This is a genomic window from Vibrio sp. NH-7, from assembly GCF_053643215.1.
The window spans coordinates 220,177-236,594 of sequence record NZ_CM132187.1 but is presented as its reverse complement, the minus strand read 5'-3'; the positions used below and the strand labels follow the sequence as shown (position 1 = coordinate 236,594).

Annotated in this window: 13 protein-coding genes; 10 read left to right on the top strand and 3 right to left on the bottom strand. The window is 48.1% G+C overall.

What is annotated here, in order from left to right; translation table 11 throughout:
• Nucleotides 1-58: 58 nt before the first annotated feature.
• Both ACUALS_RS01165 and ACUALS_RS01160 read right to left on the bottom strand, forming a co-directional pair.
• Complete coding sequence (locus ACUALS_RS01165; protein WP_454448698.1) at nucleotides 59-3,487, bottom strand: hybrid sensor histidine kinase/response regulator; 3,429 nt, start codon at nucleotides 3,485-3,487, stop codon at nucleotides 59-61.
• 111 nt (nucleotides 3,488-3,598) lie between these two features.
• The gene (locus tag ACUALS_RS01160) at nucleotides 3,599-4,777 is read right to left on the bottom strand and encodes a 3-phenylpropionate MFS transporter (RefSeq protein WP_454448697.1); all 1,179 of its coding nucleotides are present in this window, start codon (nucleotides 4,775-4,777) and stop codon (nucleotides 3,599-3,601) included.
• Between the two features lie 212 nt (nucleotides 4,778-4,989).
• Here ACUALS_RS01160 and ACUALS_RS01155 point away from each other — a divergent pair, with 212 nt between their 5' ends.
• The 10 genes from ACUALS_RS01155 to ACUALS_RS01110 all read left to right on the top strand — a co-directional run bounded on the left by ACUALS_RS01155 (nucleotide 4,990) and on the right by ACUALS_RS01110 (nucleotide 15,974).
• A complete protein-coding gene (locus ACUALS_RS01155; RefSeq protein WP_454448696.1) occupies nucleotides 4,990-6,816 on the top strand; it encodes a DUF294 nucleotidyltransferase-like domain-containing protein in 1,827 nt (608 codons plus the stop codon).
• An 11-nt stretch (nucleotides 6,817-6,827) separates the two neighbouring features.
• Complete coding sequence (locus ACUALS_RS01150) at nucleotides 6,828-7,460, top strand: 3'-5' exonuclease (RefSeq protein ID WP_038192702.1); 633 nt, start codon at nucleotides 6,828-6,830, stop codon at nucleotides 7,458-7,460.
• A gap of 210 nt (nucleotides 7,461-7,670) precedes the next feature.
• Nucleotides 7,671-9,620 (top strand): acetate--CoA ligase, encoded by a 1,950-nt coding sequence (acs, locus tag ACUALS_RS01145; RefSeq protein ID WP_038139194.1) that lies wholly within the window; start codon nucleotides 7,671-7,673, stop codon nucleotides 9,618-9,620.
• Between the two features lie 308 nt (nucleotides 9,621-9,928).
• Entirely contained in the window at nucleotides 9,929-10,378 is a 450-nt protein-coding gene (gene aroQ, locus ACUALS_RS01140) for a type II 3-dehydroquinate dehydratase (protein WP_005471140.1), read from the top strand.
• Between the two features lie 96 nt (nucleotides 10,379-10,474).
• Entirely contained in the window at nucleotides 10,475-10,939 is a 465-nt protein-coding gene (accB, locus tag ACUALS_RS01135) for an acetyl-CoA carboxylase biotin carboxyl carrier protein (protein WP_454448695.1), read from the top strand.
• A 15-nt stretch (nucleotides 10,940-10,954) separates the two neighbouring features.
• Nucleotides 10,955-12,298 (top strand): acetyl-CoA carboxylase biotin carboxylase subunit, encoded by a 1,344-nt coding sequence (accC, locus tag ACUALS_RS01130; RefSeq protein ID WP_269979312.1) that lies wholly within the window; start codon nucleotides 10,955-10,957, stop codon nucleotides 12,296-12,298.
• A gap of 136 nt (nucleotides 12,299-12,434) precedes the next feature.
• Complete coding sequence (prmA, locus tag ACUALS_RS01125; protein ID WP_038139185.1) at nucleotides 12,435-13,322, top strand: 50S ribosomal protein L11 methyltransferase; 888 nt, start codon at nucleotides 12,435-12,437, stop codon at nucleotides 13,320-13,322.
• 138 nt (nucleotides 13,323-13,460) lie between these two features.
• Entirely contained in the window at nucleotides 13,461-14,423 is a 963-nt protein-coding gene (gene dusB, locus ACUALS_RS01120) for a tRNA dihydrouridine synthase DusB (protein WP_038139349.1), read from the top strand.
• A 73-nt stretch (nucleotides 14,424-14,496) separates the two neighbouring features.
• Complete coding sequence (gene fis, locus ACUALS_RS01115; RefSeq protein ID WP_000462885.1) at nucleotides 14,497-14,793, top strand: DNA-binding transcriptional regulator Fis; 297 nt, start codon at nucleotides 14,497-14,499, stop codon at nucleotides 14,791-14,793.
• 203 nt (nucleotides 14,794-14,996) lie between these two features.
• Nucleotides 14,997-15,974, top strand: a complete 978-nt coding sequence (locus ACUALS_RS01110; RefSeq protein ID WP_454448694.1) for a GGDEF domain-containing protein — start codon at nucleotides 14,997-14,999, stop codon at nucleotides 15,972-15,974.
• Here ACUALS_RS01110 and zntR read toward each other — a convergent pair.
• A complete protein-coding gene (gene zntR / locus ACUALS_RS01105; protein ID WP_005471139.1) occupies nucleotides 15,961-16,416 on the bottom strand; it encodes a Zn(2+)-responsive transcriptional regulator in 456 nt (151 codons plus the stop codon). The two genes, ACUALS_RS01110 and zntR, sit on opposite strands and share 14 nt — an antisense overlap.
• Nucleotides 16,417-16,418 lie beyond the last annotated feature (2 nt).

Here is a 16,418-nt window from a genome sequence, read left to right as displayed (position 1 = left end):
ATGGCGGGCGCTTTGATCTGCTGCACCGGCACTTATCATTCTAGAACCGAAACCAGCCTTAGACTCGATTCAATATTGCTCTTAGTTTTAACGGTTTCACTGGTTTGGGTATAAAGGCAAACCCATTCGACTTAATGCCATCCATCATGTCGTTGGTACGGTCAGCACTGATGATCACACCTTCAAAGCTGTCTCCCAGACGCAATCGGCACTGCTGTAATACCTCAAGGCCTGTTCGACCATTGTCGAGTCGATAGTCCGACAAAATCACATCAGGAAGCCAATTGTCTTCGATCGATTTCAAGCTCGTTACAATGTCTGTTGCAGTGCGTACGTCACAGCCCCAACGCGCGAGCAGATTCTCCATCCCGACCAAGATGTCCGTTTCATTATCCACACACAGCACTTTCAAGTGACTTAAGTCAGAAACGGGGGCCGCAGGTTGCGCTTGCGGTTGGACGAGCGCCTCCAATCCTCGTTTTAAGGTAATCGAAAAAACACTGCCTTGCCCCGGCCATGAGCGCATTGAAATCTGATGACCGAGAACATGTGCAATGCCCTTGGATATCGCTAAACCTAAGCCCAACCCTTGATCAGATCGCACTTGGCTACCGCGCGTAAACTCTTCAAAGATCTCTTGCTGCTTCTCTTCCTCAATGCCCGTACCGTTGTCCCAAACCTCAATCCGAGCTTGGCCATCGACGCGACGTACGCCAAGCACCACCTTACCCTTTGGATTATACCGAAATGCATTGGTTAAGAAGTTTTGCACCACGCGACGCAGCAGTTTCGGGTCTGACTGAACGATCAACTGGCTCGGAACCATTTCGAAATCAATCCCCTGCTGCTTAGCGAGCGCACTAAATTCCGCATTGAGGTTAGCCAGCACATCATTGATCGCAAAGGCATGCACGTTGACATCTAGCTTCCCAGATTCAAGACGTGAAATATCCAGCAAGTCACCAATCAAATCTTCCGCCGCGCCTAACGCACTTTCTATGTGTTGCGAGAGTTTCTTGGTCTCTTCTTCTTGCGCCACTTCCGACAAAGACGATGCAAATAAACGCGCAGCATTGAGCGGCTGCATTAAGTCGTGACTCACCGCAGCCAAAAAGCGAGACTTCGATTGAGACTCTAACTCTGAACGTTGCGTTGCAGCAACAAGCTGTTTATTGAGGTTTTCCAGTTCTTGAGTCCGCTTGTGTACACGCTCCTCCAAGGATTCATTGGCTTCTTTGAGAGCCTGCTCTGCATCTCTAAATACGGTGATATCAGTAAAGCTCATTACGAATCCACCACCCGGCATCGGATTACCTTGTACTTCAATCACTCGCCCGTCAGGACGGATACGTGATGAGGTATGACGCGTGCCTTGCTCCAAGTGATACACGCGGCGGCGCACATGCTCTTCCGGATCGCCCGGACCACAGAGCCCTTGTTGTGCATTGTGTCGAATCACATCCGCAATCGGCCGACCAACCTGAATCAATCCCGTCGGAAAGGTAAACAGCTCCAAATAACGCTGGTTCCAAGCCACCAGCCTGAGCTGCTTATCAACCACCGCAATGCCTTGGCCAATGTGTTCAATCGCCCCTTGCAGCAACCCACGACTAAAGTCATACAGCTCAGAGGCTTCATCGACAATGGTTGCGACCTCTTCCAACTGCATATTGCGCCCTTGCAAAGCGGACGTAAGTACCAATTTTGCTGACGAGGCGCCAAATACGCCTGCCAACACTCGCTCTGTATGGCGAATGAGGGTGGAAGGCGCTTGTTGATTCGGCAACATGGTTTCATGCTGCTGCATCCAATATTGCTTGAAGGCATTGCGCACCCGCTGTCTGCCCACAAAACGAGACGCAAGCATCTCCAATTCGCCGACCGTAACTCGGCTTTGGTAGAGACTCATGTTTTCACTTTCCGGCAGCGGCGTACCGATAAAGGAGGCAGACTGTAGTCGCTCACTCAAACTTGAGCGAGTAACCAAAGAGACCAACACATAGCTGATCGCGTTGATGGTCACACTGAGCACAATGCCCCAATCGGAGCTTTTTATTCCGGCATTTTCTAATAGATCGGGTGGTGTCACGACCCACAATAAGAAGTTGCTGCTGGCATCCCCGGCTAGCATGTCGGTTTGGCTCATCAGGGTAATCAACCAGATGGTAAACCCTAATCCAAGCCCAACGTAGGCGCCTTTTCGGTTACCCTGACGCCAATACATCCCGCCGAGAATGGCTGGCGCAAACTGGGTAATGGCAGCAAAAGAGAGAAAGCCAATCGCAGACAAGGAGTGAATATTGCCCAAAGCTTGATAAAAGCCCCACGCGCCGAGCAACAAGAGTAAAATCAAAGCGCGACGAATCACCAGCAACAAGCCTGAGAAATGACGATGATTGCGCTGCGACAATCGCATTCTGCGCAGTAACAGAGGCATTACCAAATCGTTCGACACCATAATCGCTAGCGCAATGGTTGATACGATCACCATACCACTCGCCGCTGATGTCCCGCCCAAGAAGGCGAGTAAGGCAATATCTTGAGCCCCCACAGCCATCGGTAAACTGATCACATAAGTGTCGGCACTGACGCCAGAAAGCATGCTCTGCCCCACCCAAGCAATAGGAAGAACGAACAGCCCCATCAACACCAAATAAGCCGGGAACAACCAACGTGCTGTATGCAGGTCTTGCGCTCGTTCATTCTCCACCACCATGGTATGAAACTGACGCGGCAAACAGACGATCGCCATCATGGTCAGCAAGGTGTGAATTACCAAGGTTGGGATGTTAGGGGATTGATAGGTTTGCGAGGCGATGTCGAGCAGTTCTATGTCACTGCGATTGAGCGCAAGATAGAGAATAAAGCAGCCCACCACTAAGAAAGCGACTAACTTAAGCAAAGATTCAAATGCGATGGCCATCATCATACCGCGATGATGCTCGGTGTTATCAATATGACGAGTACCAAACAGCATAGTGAAGATGGCTAATGCGGCGACAACAAACCAAGAGACATCAAACCCTTGCCCGGAAACATTGTCCGCAAGGTCTGGCGCGATGATCTCGAGCCCCATGGTAATGCCGCGTAGCTGAAGGGCGATGTACGGCAAGATACCCGCGACCGCAATTAAGGTGACGACCACCGCCAACCCTTGCGACTTACCATAGCGGGCAGCAATAAAGTCGGCGATTGAGGTAATGTGTTCGCGTTTTGCGGTGATGATCAAACGCGCAAGTATTCGCCATCCCAGGGTAAACACAATAATCGGGGCGATATAAATGGGCAGAAAAGACCAAGGGTTATTACTCGCTTGCCCGACCGTGCCATAGAAGGTCCAAGAAGTACAATAAACCGCAATCGACAAGCTATAAATCCACGGTCGCCATTTTGCCAACCACTTCGTCTGCTTGTCACCGTACCAGGCAATGAGAAACAATAGCCCTAGATACAGCAGCGACACTAAGATCACCAACCAACCTTGCATCAGATATCCTTATCGAATCGTCGATTCTCTTTTTATCATCAATAAAAAAGCCCTCCATCATGGAGAGCTTTCATTTAACTAAGGATATCCACTGAACTCAATCAGACAGGGTTAATTCTGTGGTTCAGGCTCCATAACCTTGCGTGGCGATTTCACCTTAGGTTCAACACGAATAAACAACGCCAGTACACCCATTGCAGCCATCGCCCAGAAGACATTCGCCCCCCAGCGCTCGTAACCCCAACCACTTAGCGTCGTCATTAACGCAATAAAGGCGCCCAAAGGAATCGCGTTATACAGCGCCTGCAACGCCACCATTTTGCGTGGCTCTGAATCTTGGATATATTGGATGGCGGCAATGTGGCCAATCGCAAACGTTACGCCATGCAACAACTGGATCAACACCAGCGCCAACAGCATCGTCGTTGATGCCGTTAAGCCCCAGCGCACAATAACGCCAATAGCGGCCACCACAAACAACGCACGCAGTGTCCACCCAGCGAACAAACGCTTACTCAGCGCGAAGATTGCCACTTCCGAAACCACACCTAGGCTCCACAAGTAGCCGATAATATCTTCCGAGTAGCCCGCTTCTTTCCAATAAATGGAACTGAAACTGTAATACGCCGCGTGACTTCCTTGAATCAACGCCACCAAGACAAGAAACTTGATTACTGGCCCTTCACGAAGCAAGTCCATCAACTTGGGTCTTTCGGTGTGTTCTTCGACTTCCGTTACTGGCATTGGGTTGATGCGACGCATCGAGAAGATAAGCGCCGCCGCTATCCCCGCCAATGCGGTAAACAGAATCATATCGCTGCCATATTGAGCCACTAAAAAGCCCACCACGGTCGAACCTGCAATAAACGCAATCGAGCCCCACAAACGAGTGCGACCATAATCAAGCATCTTCAAGCGAGAGTAGTAATTCGCCATCGCATCGGACAGCGGGACAACCGGACCACAGCAGAGATTAAATAGCACCGTCGCCAGCGCCATCATCCAGAAGCTGCCACCAGTGAAAAAATGGAATGCAATAAAGAGTAACGAGGCAAAACTTAGCCAACGTAATGCTGGCATTAAATGTTCGACTTTATGAAGTCGCGGCGTCAACACTAAGTTAGCGACGCAGCGGGTCGCGAAACCAATACCTACCAAAAGACCAATATCGGTCGGAGAAACGCCTTGCTCTTCAAACCACAAGGCCCAAAACGGCAAATAGACACCATACGCAAAGAAAAAACCAACAAAATACTGGGATATCCAGCCGTAGGGGGTAGGGGTCAGCATCGTTACCTCGGATTGCTAAAGAACAGAAACCCTATTATCCACGTTGTTACCCCAGTTAAAAGGGAAGATTATTCCTATTACCTTTTCCCTTATTGTCCAACTGGCTAGCCCTGAAAAACAGCGTTTAACCCAATTCGACCAAAGTCGTCTGGCGAATCCAACCAGATCAGGCACACTTACTCTATGGTCTCTTGCACACTTGTAGGTCGCTCATGCCAGACAAATTTAACATGCAATCCCCACCGTTTGATCGCTTAGATGAGAAACAGCAAACCTCACTGCGCGCCTCATTAGATGTGGCTTACTTTCGCGAAAAAGAGGTCATTTTGAAGGCAAACAGTGACAGCCAGCATCTCTATATCTTGATCAAGGGGGCGGTTGAAGAGCGCAGCGAGGATGGCCAAGAGATCTTCGCTCACTACGCGAATGACGACTTATTTGATGTGCGCGCCTTGTTTGAGGGGCAAGCCAAGCATCATTATGTCGCCCTTGAAGATACCCTCGTCTACTTATTACCTAAGTCGGTTTTTCTTGAGCTCTATAATGAAAACGGCCAGTTTGCCGCCTACTTCGATACCAACCTCGCCAAACGGCAAGAGCTGATTGAAGCGGCGCAGCAGCAACAAAATTTAGCCGAGTTTATCCTGACCAAAGTCGACCGTGGCATTTATCATCCACCAATGATTTTGCAGCCAGAACAACCATTGAATGAAGTCACCAAAACCTTAAAAGAGAACGGTTTGGACTCCGCATTGGTCAGACTGCATGACGACGACATTCGCTTATTGGATGACCCACACCATCTGCCTTATGGCATCGTCACACGCACTAACATGCTACATGCGGTGATGCTCGATGATCATCCGTTAGATACCCCCGTTGGGCGCATTGCCACTTTCCCTGTGGTACACATCGACGACGGTGACTTTCTCTTCAACGCCATGATCAAAATGACGCGTAATCGCATGAAGCGAGTCATGGTCGCTGACGGAAAAGAAGCGGTGGGCATGTTGGACATGACGCAAATCTTAAGTGCGTTCTCAACCCACTCCCATGTCCTGACGTTGAGTATTGCTCGCTCATCCAGCGTAGAAGAGCTGGCGATGGCCTCAAACCGCCAGCGTCAGTTGGTCGATAGCCTATTAAGCAACGGTATCCGCACCCGATTTATTATGGAGCTTATCTCTGCGGTCAATGAGCAAATCATCGAAAAAGCCTTTGAACTGATTGTTCCTCCTGCCCTTCACGACCACTGTTGTTTGGTCGTTTTAGGCTCAGAAGGGCGTGGAGAACAAATCCTAAAAACCGACCAAGACAACGCTCTAATCATCAAAGATGGTTTGCATTGGCACCAGTGCGAAAAGGTGATGGATCAACTGACGCACACACTGCAACAGCTAGGCTACCCACTCTGCCCCGGCAACGTCATGGTCAACAACCCCAAATGGGTCAAGAGCCAAACAGATTGGAAAAAAGTGCTCACCAAGTGGTCCAAGCCTACCGCGTCTGAGCAGGTGATGGATCTGGCGATCTTTACCGATGCTCACGCCGTCGCGGGGAATAAAGAGCTACTTGCCCCAGTAAGACAACACCTTCGAGAATTGATGCTTAACAATATGTTAGCACTGCAAGACTTCTGTCGACCAGCGCTGCAATTCTCTTTGCCCCTCACTCTGTTTGGCAACGTAAAAAAGGACAAGCAAGGGGTCGATTTAAAAAGTGGCGGCATTTTTCCTATCGTCCACGGCGTGCGTACGTTGGCTCTCGAATACGGCATCGAAGAGAGCAATACCTTTGATCGTATTGAAGCATTGCGCACCAATCGGATTCTCGAACATGATACCGCCGACAACCTTAACGAAGCGCTCAAGTTGTTTTTTAAATTACGTCTTGGTCAGCAGCTGGCTAATCAACACAGCAGTAATCGAATCGATTTAACACAGCTTGAACGCACCGAGCGCGATCTGCTGCGTCATAGTTTTCACGTGGTTAAGAAGTTCAAGCAGTTTCTTGGCTATCATTATCAGATACGGGATTAAGGGAGACCGCGATGAACTGGCTTCAGCGTCGTTATTGGTATCTCAAGTTGAAAGGCTCGCCCTATCGACCGCTGTTTGGCACGCTACAAAAAGGCGAATATGTCTCGCTAGACTGCGAAACCACCAGCTTAGATCCCAATCGAGCTGAGTTGGTGACCATTGCTGCCACCAAGATTATTGATAACCGCATCATAACCAGCCGCCCCTTTGAAGTGCGGCTACGAGCGCCTCAATCATTGGATTCTAGCTCAGTCAAGATTCATCAAATGCGCCATCAAGATTTGGTCGATGGGCTCGATGAAAAACAGGCTCTGATTAAATTACTCGAGTTTGTTGGCAATCGCCCTTTAGTGGGTTATCACATCCGTTACGATAAAAAAATTCTCGATTTAGCCTGTCGCCGTCACCTTGGGTTTCCCCTCCCCAACCCGCTGATTGAAGTGAGCCAGATTTATCACGACAAACTCGAGCGTCATTTACCCAATGCGTATTTTGACTTGAGTCTGGATGCCATTTGCAAGCATCTGGACTTACCAATGCAGGATAAACATGACGCTCTGCAAGACGCCATTTCCGCAGCCTTGGTCTTTGTTCGCTTAACAAAAGGTGATCTTCCTAGCCTAAATTTGCCTTACGTCAGATAAATTATCATACGACCGAGTTCTCAATTTGCGTTTTAATTCCTTAATTTTTAAACATAAGTCTCTCTCTCATCCTAAAGTCTAATTGTCGAATCTCAGCCTGTGATTGAAAGTTATAGCCATAGGGAATTTACAACGTCAGGGTCAAGTGACCTTATCGTTTAAAACGGACACTTGCTCGATTCAAATGAATTAAGCACAAGGAGAAAAGCAATGAGTGAAGCCCATATCTATCCGGTAAAAGAAAACATCAAAAAAAATACCCACGCGGATAACGATACTTACCAAGCCATGTACCAACAATCGGTCACTGATCCTGTCGGCTTCTGGAGCGAGCACGGAAAAATCGTCGATTGGATGAAGCCTTTCACCAAAGTAAAGAATACCTCTTTCGACACAGGCCACGTTGATATCCGCTGGTTTGAAGATGGCACACTCAATGTTTCTGCTAACTGTATTGACCGCCACCTAGCCGAGCGTGGTGATGAAGTTGCCATCATTTGGGAAGGTGACGATCCAAATGATGACAGCACACTCACTTTCAAAGAGCTGCACAAAGAAGTGTGTCAGTTTGCTAACGCACTGAAAGAGCAAGGCGTTCGCAAAGGAGACGTAGTGTGCCTTTACATGCCAATGGTGACTGAAGCTGCCGTTGCCATGCTCGCTTGTACTCGAATCGGCGCAGTCCACACTGTCGTATTTGGTGGTTTCTCTCCGGAAGCCCTGTCAGGTCGTATCATCGATTCAGATGCGAAAGTCGTCATCACCGCAGACGAAGGCGTTCGTGGTGGTCGCGCTGTACCACTGAAGAAAAACGTTGATGAAGCCCTGACTAACCCAGAAGTGAAGACCATCGAAAAAGTGATCGTAATGAAGCGTACCGGTGGTGACATCGACTGGCACGAACACCGCGATGTTTGGTGGCATGAAGCGACGGCGAACGTCTCTTCAGACTGCCCACCAGAAGAGATGAAAGCCGAAGACCCGCTATTTATCCTTTACACATCGGGCTCAACAGGTAAACCAAAAGGCGTACTTCACACCACAGGCGGCTACCTCGTGTATGCGGCAATGACGTTTAAATACGTCTTTGACTACCAACCAGGGGAAACCTTCTGGTGTACCGCGGATGTGGGTTGGATTACGGGCCACACTTACCTAATCTACGGTCCATTGGCAAACGGCGCGAAGACCATTCTATTTGAAGGTGTGCCAAACTACCCAAGCACCAACCGTATGAGCCAAGTGGTCGATAAGCACCAAGTCAATATCCTTTACACAGCGCCAACCGCTATTCGTGCATTAATGGCGAAAGGTAACGAAGCGGTGGAAGGCACCTCTCGTAGCAGCCTACGTATCATGGGCTCAGTGGGCGAACCGATTAACCCAGAAGCGTGGGAGTGGTACTACAAGACCATCGGTAATGAAAACTCTCCAATCGTTGACACTTGGTGGCAAACCGAAACGGGTGGCATCCTAATCGCCCCACTTCCAGGTGCGACGGATCTAAAACCAGGTTCGGCAACGCGTCCATTCTTCGGTGTTCAGCCAGCGCTTGTTGACAACATGGGTAACATCATTGAAGGCGCAACAGACGGCAATCTAGTGATTCTAGATTCATGGCCAGGTCAGATGCGTACGGTTTACGGTGACCATGACCGCTTTGAACAAACTTACTTCTCTACCTTTAAAGGCATGTACTTCACCAGTGATGGTGCTCGTCGTGATGAAGATGGTTACTACTGGATCACAGGTCGTGTTGATGACGTTCTAAACGTATCGGGCCACCGCATGGGTACTGCTGAAATCGAATCAGCACTGGTTGCACACGATAAGATTGCCGAAGCGGCGATTGTCGGTATCCCACACGATATCAAAGGTCAGGCTATCTACGCTTACATCACGCTTAATGATGGTGAATTCCCAAGCGCAGAACTGCACGCAGAAGTGAAAAACTGGGTGCGTAAAGAGATTGGCCCAATCGCAACACCAGACGTGTTGCACTGGACGGACTCTCTACCGAAGACGCGTTCAGGTAAAATCATGCGTCGTATTCTGCGTAAAATTGCGACGGGCGATACCAGTAACCTTGGAGATACCTCAACACTCGCCGATCCAAGCGTGGTTGATAAACTCATCGCAGAGAAAGCAGAGTTGGTTTAAGCCAAACCTGTTTAAAACACCTACCGAAACCCAAAGTCGCCACATATGTGGCGACTTTTTTGTTTGTTGGAGCACAAAATCGCCCAAGGAAATGGCTCGAAAATGACCAATTTTGTTACCTTGGTTGCAAAATCACCCCGCACCTCTGGCTGATTAGACCAGTAAATTGCTGCTAAATGCGCTGAATTAGCTATAATCTGGGTCTATTTCAAAGATCCGGCCGAATTTCTTACAAAGAAACCATGCTGAATCGACGATAATATGGGAATATCTAAGTTCGACTCATGTACTAGGAAGATAGCGACATAATGACAGCAAAATCACGCATTCTTGTCTTAAACGGTCCAAATCTCAACCTGCTAGGGCTACGTGAACCCGCTCACTACGGTTCTCAAACGCTTTCGCAGATCATTGATTCCCTGACCGAACAAGCACAACTTGCCAATGTAGAACTGGAACATCTACAGTCAAATCGCGAGTACGAACTGATTGAAAAAATCCACGCAGCGTATGGCAACGTGGATTTTATTATTATCAATCCAGCAGCGTTTACGCACACCAGTGTCGCGCTACGTGATGCTCTACTGGGCGTTGCCATCCCATTTATCGAAGTGCATTTATCCAATGTGCATGCCCGAGAACCTTTCCGTCATCACTCTTATCTGTCTGATAAAGCAGAAGGGGTGATTTGTGGTTTAGGGGCTCAAGGCTATGAATTCGCATTGTCGGCAGCCATTAACAAGTTGCAGGCAAGCTAACCCAACAAACGTTAAAGTCACTGGCTATTAACGTCACAGAATCACTCTGCAGCTCTATTGAGCTGTCTTATTCACAAGATAAAAGAGAAAGAAAAGATGGATATCCGTAAAATCAAGAAGCTTATCGAGTTAGTAGAAGAGTCTGGCATTGCTGAGCTAGAAATCTCTGAAGGTGAAGAGTCGGTACGCATCAGTCGTAGCGGCAGCGCAGCACCTGCAGCGCCAATTCATTACGCAGCAGCGCCAGCACCTGTAGCAGCTCCTGCTCCAGCGGCAGCACCAGCACCTGCCTCAGCTCCAGAAGCAGCAGCGCCAGCGACACCAGCGGGTCATCAAGTTCTTTCTCCAATGGTAGGTACTTTCTACCGTTCTCCAAGCCCAGACTCAAAAGCATTCATTGAAGTGGGTCAATCTGTTAACGCTGGCGACACACTATGTATCGTTGAAGCGATGAAGATGATGAACCAAATCGAAGCTGACAAGTCTGGCGTAGTAACAGCTATCTTAGTTGATGACGGCCAACCAGTTGAATTCGACCAACCACTTGTTGTTATCGAATAATAGAGGCTCTCTCTTATGCTAGATAAATTAGTCATCGCGAACCGAGGTGAAATCGCACTTCGAATTCTTCGCGCATGTAAAGAATTAGGCATCAAAACGGTTGCTGTTCACTCAACAGCAGACCGCGACCTAAAACACGTCCTATTGGCAGACGAGACCGTGTGTATCGGTCCTGCTCGCGGTATCGACAGCTACCTGAACATCCCGCGCATCATTTCTGCAGCAGAAGTGACAGGCGCTGTGGCGATTCACCCAGGTTACGGTTTCTTATCTGAAAACGCAGATTTCGCTGAGCAAGTAGAGCGCAGCGGCTTTATTTTTGTGGGTCCTAAAGCCGACACCATCCGCATGATGGGTGACAAAGTGTCTGCGATCACAGCAATGAAGAAAGCTGGCGTTCCTTGTGTTCCTGGCTCTGACGGCCCACTTGATAATGATGAAGTGAAGAACAAAGCGCATGCGAAACGCATTGGCTACCCAGTGATCATCAAAGCCTCTGGCGGCGGCGGCGGTCGTGGTATGCGTGTTGTTCGTTCTGAAGGCGAACTCATTGAAGCCATCGCAATGACGCGCGCAGAAGCAAAAGCGGCATTCAACAACGACATGGTTTACATGGAAAAATTCCTAGAAAACCCTCGTCACGTTGAGGTTCAAGTGATTGCTGACGGTCAAGGTGGTGCTATCCACCTAGGTGAACGTGACTGTTCTATGCAGCGTCGTCACCAAAAAGTTGTCGAAGAAGCGCCAGCTCCAGGTATTACTGAAGAAATGCGTAAGTACATCGGTGAACGTTGTACTCGCGCGTGTCTAGAAATCGGTTACCGCGGCGCAGGTACATTCGAATTCCTATATGAGAACGGTGAATTCTACTTCATCGAAATGAACACTCGTATTCAGGTTGAGCACCCAGTAACTGAAATGGTAACAGGCGTCGACCTAATCAAAGAGCAGCTTCGCGTTGCAGCGGGTCAGCCTCTGTCATTTACGCAAGATGACATCAAGATTCGCGGCCATGCGATTGAGTGTCGTATCAACGCGGAAGATCCAGAGCGCTTCCTACCGTCTCCGGGTAAGATTGAACGCTTCCATGCGCCAGGCGGCATGGGCGTACGTTGGGAATCGCACATCTACACGGGCTACACAGTCCCACCTCACTACGATTCAATGATCGGTAAACTGATCACATTCGGTGAGAACCGTGACGTAGCGATTGCTCGTATGAAGAACGCTCTAGGTGAAATGATTGTTGAAGGCATCAAGACTAACGTGCCTCTGCAAGAAATGATTATGAATGACGAGAACTTCCAGCACGGCGGTGCGAACATTCATTACCTAGAGAAAAAATTGGGTCTGCAATAAACCTAGATTCTCTCGCTTAAACAAATGCTCACTTCGGTGGGCATTTTTGTTTAGGGCATTTAATAACCTATAAAAATGGCCAGTTTCTGCTACACTCTGCGCCAAATCACATCAATCAAGTAAAGAGCTGATACTCATGCCTTGGATTCAAATCAAACTCAACGCGACCAATGATAACGCTGAACAGATCGGCGATATGTTAATGGAAGAAACGGGCGCCCTTTCTGTTACCTTTCTAGATGCTCACGATACCCCTGTATTCGAGCCTCTACCGGGTGAGACACGCTTGTGGGGTGATACTGATATCCTTGCACTTTATGATGCAGAGGCTGACACCAACTTCATCATTGAGCAAACTAAGCTCAGCGGTTTACTTCCTGAAGGCTTTGCTTACAAAGTTGAGCAACTTGAGGATAAAGACTGGGAACGTGAGTGGATGGATAACTTCCACCCAATGAAATTTGGTGAGCGTCTATGGATTTGCCCAAGCTGGCGTGACATCCCTGAGCCTGACGCGGTCAACGTAATGTTAGACCCAGGTTTGGCCTTTGGTACCGGTACTCACCCTACTACGGCTCTCTGTCTTGAATGGCTAGAAGGCTTAGATTTAACCGGTAAAACCGTCATCGACTTTGGCTGTGGCTCGGGCATTCTCGCGATCGCTGCGATCAAGCTGGGTGCTGAGAAAGTTATCGGGATCGATATTGATCCTCAAGCATTGCTCGCCTCTAAAGACAATGCAGAGCGTAATGGCGTTGCTGACCAACTGGAAGTGTTCCTTCCTCAAGATCAACCTGAAGGCCTGATCGCCGACGTTGTGGTAGCGAACATCCTAGCGGGTCCTCTGCGCGATCTTTCGCCAATTATTAAGTCATTGGTGAAGCCAAATGGTGAGCTCGCAATGTCCGGTGTTTTGGATACGCAAGCGGAAGATGTTGCTAACTATTACCGTGACGAGCTTCACATTGATCCTATCAAAGAGCAGAGTGAATGGTGTCGCATCTCTGGTCGCAAGCAAGGCTAGACAAGACTTTGCGAGTTAATTGACTGATTTTTGGGCATTTTGCGAAAACAATTTGTAAATGCTCAAATATTAGTCTTTTCACGGCGCTAAAAAATGCGTAAAATGCGCGCCCTTACTGGTCCTAAGCTGTTTGATATTTTGAAAATCGGAAATTACCAACTTAAGAACAATCTCATCGTTGCCCCTATGGCAGGTGTGACGGATAGACCATTCCGAGAGTTGTGTCTCCGCTATGGTGCAGGTATGGCCGTCAGTGAAATGATGTCGTCTAATCCGAAACTATGGAAAACCTCAAAATCAAAGCAGCGCATGGTACATGAAGGCGAATCGGGCATTCGCTCTGTACAGATTGCGGGTGCTGATCCACAGCTTATGGCCGACGCTGCTCAGTTTAGTGTTGAAAACGGTGCGCAAATCATCGATATCAACATGGGCTGTCCAGCCAAAAAAGTGAATAAAAAGCTAGCCGGCTCTGCGCTACTACAGTATCCAGATATCATTGAAGATATCCTGAAAGCTGTGGTGAATGCAGTCGATGTTCCTGTGACATTAAAAACCCGTACTGGCTGGGATACAGACAACAAAAACTGTGTCCAAATCGCTAAATTAGCCGAAGACTGCGGCATACAAGCTCTCGCCCTTCACGGACGTACCAAAGCATGTATGTACAAAGGCGAGGCCGAATACGACAGCATTAAAGCGGTCAAACAAGCGATCTCTATTCCGGTTATTGCTAACGGTGATATCGATAGCCCAGAGAAAGCAAAATTTGTCCTAGAGTACACTGGGGCAGACGCTTTGATGATTGGACGCCCTGCCCAAGGTCGTCCGTGGATTTTTCAGGAAATCCAACACTTTTTGGAAAACGGCACCACGATGCCTGATCTTCCCCTTTCGGAAGTGAAAGACATCCTGCTTGGTCATGTGAATGCGCTCCATGAGTTTTATGGAGAGTATTTAGGTCCACGTATCGCGCGTAAGCACGTGGGTTGGTACCTAAAAGAACATGAACAAGCAAGTGAGTTTCGCCGTACCTTCAATGCCATCGATGTAGCAGAGCTGCAACTTGAAGCATTAGAAGGTTATTTTGATTTAGCCTAAATATTTGCGGCGATTGCTGCAGGTATGACGGGTTTAACGTTGCATCATAATTAAGAGAAGAGCTAGACCGAATATGTTCGAACAAAATCTGACTTCAGAAGCATTAACAGTAACTACAGTAACGTCACAAGACCAGATTACTCAAAAGCCTTTACGTGACTCTGTTAAAGCATCTCTTAAAAACTACTTGGCACAACTAAACGGCCAAGAAGTAACAGAGCTATACGAATTAGTTCTAGCTGAAGTTGAACAGCCACTACTAGATACTATCATGCAGTACACTCGCGGTAACCAAACTCGCGCAGCAACGATGATGGGTATCAACCGCGGTACTCTTCGCAAGAAACTTAAGAAATACGGCATGAACTAATTCGTTAGTGCATTATTTCTGACTTTGGAAAAGCCGAATCTTACCGATTCGGCTTTTTCTTTTCTGTTGGTCCGAAATTTTGTAGCTCGTACCGAACGTAGTACTTATTGACTAAATTATAATCAAAGTGTGATCTATTGAGATTGATCACAACAACCACCCTTATATAATGGTCAATTCTTTGGTGATCTGGATTGAACTACATGATTGATATGCAACGGGAAGAATGGCTTCAGCTATTGCTGAATGAGCTCCCCGAACAGCTATTTGTACTCGATCAATATGGTCAATTTGTCGAAGGGTTTGGTGGTACGTTCCACGCAACTCGCCTAGATACGTCAAAGACAAGCTCTCTGAGCACAACTCTCAGCAAGCCTAAAGCAGAAGAATTACTGCAAGCACTCAACAGTGTCCTTGAATCTCAGAAACCAAGCGTCATTCAATACGCCATTTCGCCTCTCGACTGCCAACAACTCTCAATTGAAGAGTTGGATCAATTGCATGGTGAAGCCTGGTTTGAAGCGACAATCAAGCCGCTTTGCACGCTTGCAGGCAGGCAATATGTTTTGTGGCAAGAACGAGATATCACTGATGCTCATCAGCGTGAGCAAACTTTAAAGCGCCTCTCTGAAACGGATGAACTGACTAAGGTTCTCAACCGCCGAGCTTTCATGTTAGAGCTCGATCAAGCCTTTATGGCAGCCAGACAAGCTAAAGAGCACGTAAGTTGCTTGATGATCGACATCGACCATTTTAAAGAGATCAATGATCAAGTGGGTCACTTGTCGGGCGATGAGGTGATCGCTCACGTCGCACGCATCTGCCAACAGCAGATTCGTTCTAGCGATGCTATTGGCCGATTAGGAGGAGAAGAGTTTGGCATCATGCTCAGCACGATTGGCGCAATTCAAGCCTATGATATTGCTGAACGTATTCGTGAATCGATCGAAACGACGCCTTGTGAAGTAGACGGCAAACTGATCTTCCCTACCGTCAGTATTGGTATTGCCGAAGCTGACGACACGCTTTCTGATGTCAAAACCTTGTTGGTTCAAGCAGACAAAGCCATGTACTACTCCAAGCATACTGGCCGCAATCAGGTCACGATCTATTATGCCAACCTGCCCGATATGAAAATCGACTCGGACAGCAATAAAACCAAAATCCTTATCGCTTCTTAACTTGAGCCACCTCATCACAGCACGATTCGCTGTGTCGCTCATCGTCCGCCAACGCACCAAGTATCGAGCAATGACTCGCATCATCATCTACGTGGCCGCAGCAAGCATCATTTATCTTCCGCAACGCACTGCGAATTCTGGTCAATTCACGGATCTTCTCATCAATCAGCCTCAATTTGGCCGTAGTGATCGCTTTTACCTCAGCGCAACTGTGCTCGGTTGCCTCGAGTTTTATCTCTAAAAGCTCTTTAATTTCATCCAAACTCAAGCCTAAATCTTTTGCTTTCAAGATGAAGCTGACTTGCCGCTGGTTTTCCTCATTGTACAGGCGATAGCCCGATTCACTGCGGCCTGCGGGGTTTATTAGCTGATTTTTCTCATAAAACCGAAGCGTATCTGCAGTCACACCGCAGCGTTTCGCCAATTCACCAATCTGAAACATAA

Bases quoted from the DNA above. Each gene is read 5' to 3' on its own strand.
- ACUALS_RS01165 (WP_454448698.1), bottom strand. From the start codon at position 3,487: ATGCAAGGTTGGTTGGTGATCTTAGTGTCGCTGCTGTATCTAGGGCTA.
- ACUALS_RS01160 (WP_454448697.1), bottom strand. From the start codon at position 4,777: ATGCTGACCCCTACCCCCTACGGCTGGATATCCCAGTATTTTGTTGGT.
- ACUALS_RS01155 (WP_454448696.1), top strand. From the start codon at position 4,990: ATGCCAGACAAATTTAACATGCAATCCCCACCGTTTGATCGCTTAGAT.
- ACUALS_RS01150 (WP_038192702.1), top strand. From the start codon at position 6,828: ATGAACTGGCTTCAGCGTCGTTATTGGTATCTCAAGTTGAAAGGCTCG.
- acs (WP_038139194.1), top strand. From the start codon at position 7,671: ATGAGTGAAGCCCATATCTATCCGGTAAAAGAAAACATCAAAAAAAAT.
- aroQ (WP_005471140.1), top strand. From the start codon at position 9,929: ATGACAGCAAAATCACGCATTCTTGTCTTAAACGGTCCAAATCTCAAC.
- accB (WP_454448695.1), top strand. From the start codon at position 10,475: ATGGATATCCGTAAAATCAAGAAGCTTATCGAGTTAGTAGAAGAGTCT.
- accC (WP_269979312.1), top strand. From the start codon at position 10,955: ATGCTAGATAAATTAGTCATCGCGAACCGAGGTGAAATCGCACTTCGA.
- prmA (WP_038139185.1), top strand. From the start codon at position 12,435: ATGCCTTGGATTCAAATCAAACTCAACGCGACCAATGATAACGCTGAA.
- fis (WP_000462885.1), top strand. From the start codon at position 14,497: ATGTTCGAACAAAATCTGACTTCAGAAGCATTAACAGTAACTACAGTA.
- ACUALS_RS01110 (WP_454448694.1), top strand. From the start codon at position 14,997: ATGATTGATATGCAACGGGAAGAATGGCTTCAGCTATTGCTGAATGAG.
- zntR (WP_005471139.1), bottom strand. From the start codon at position 16,416: ATGTTTCAGATTGGTGAATTGGCGAAACGCTGCGGTGTGACTGCAGAT.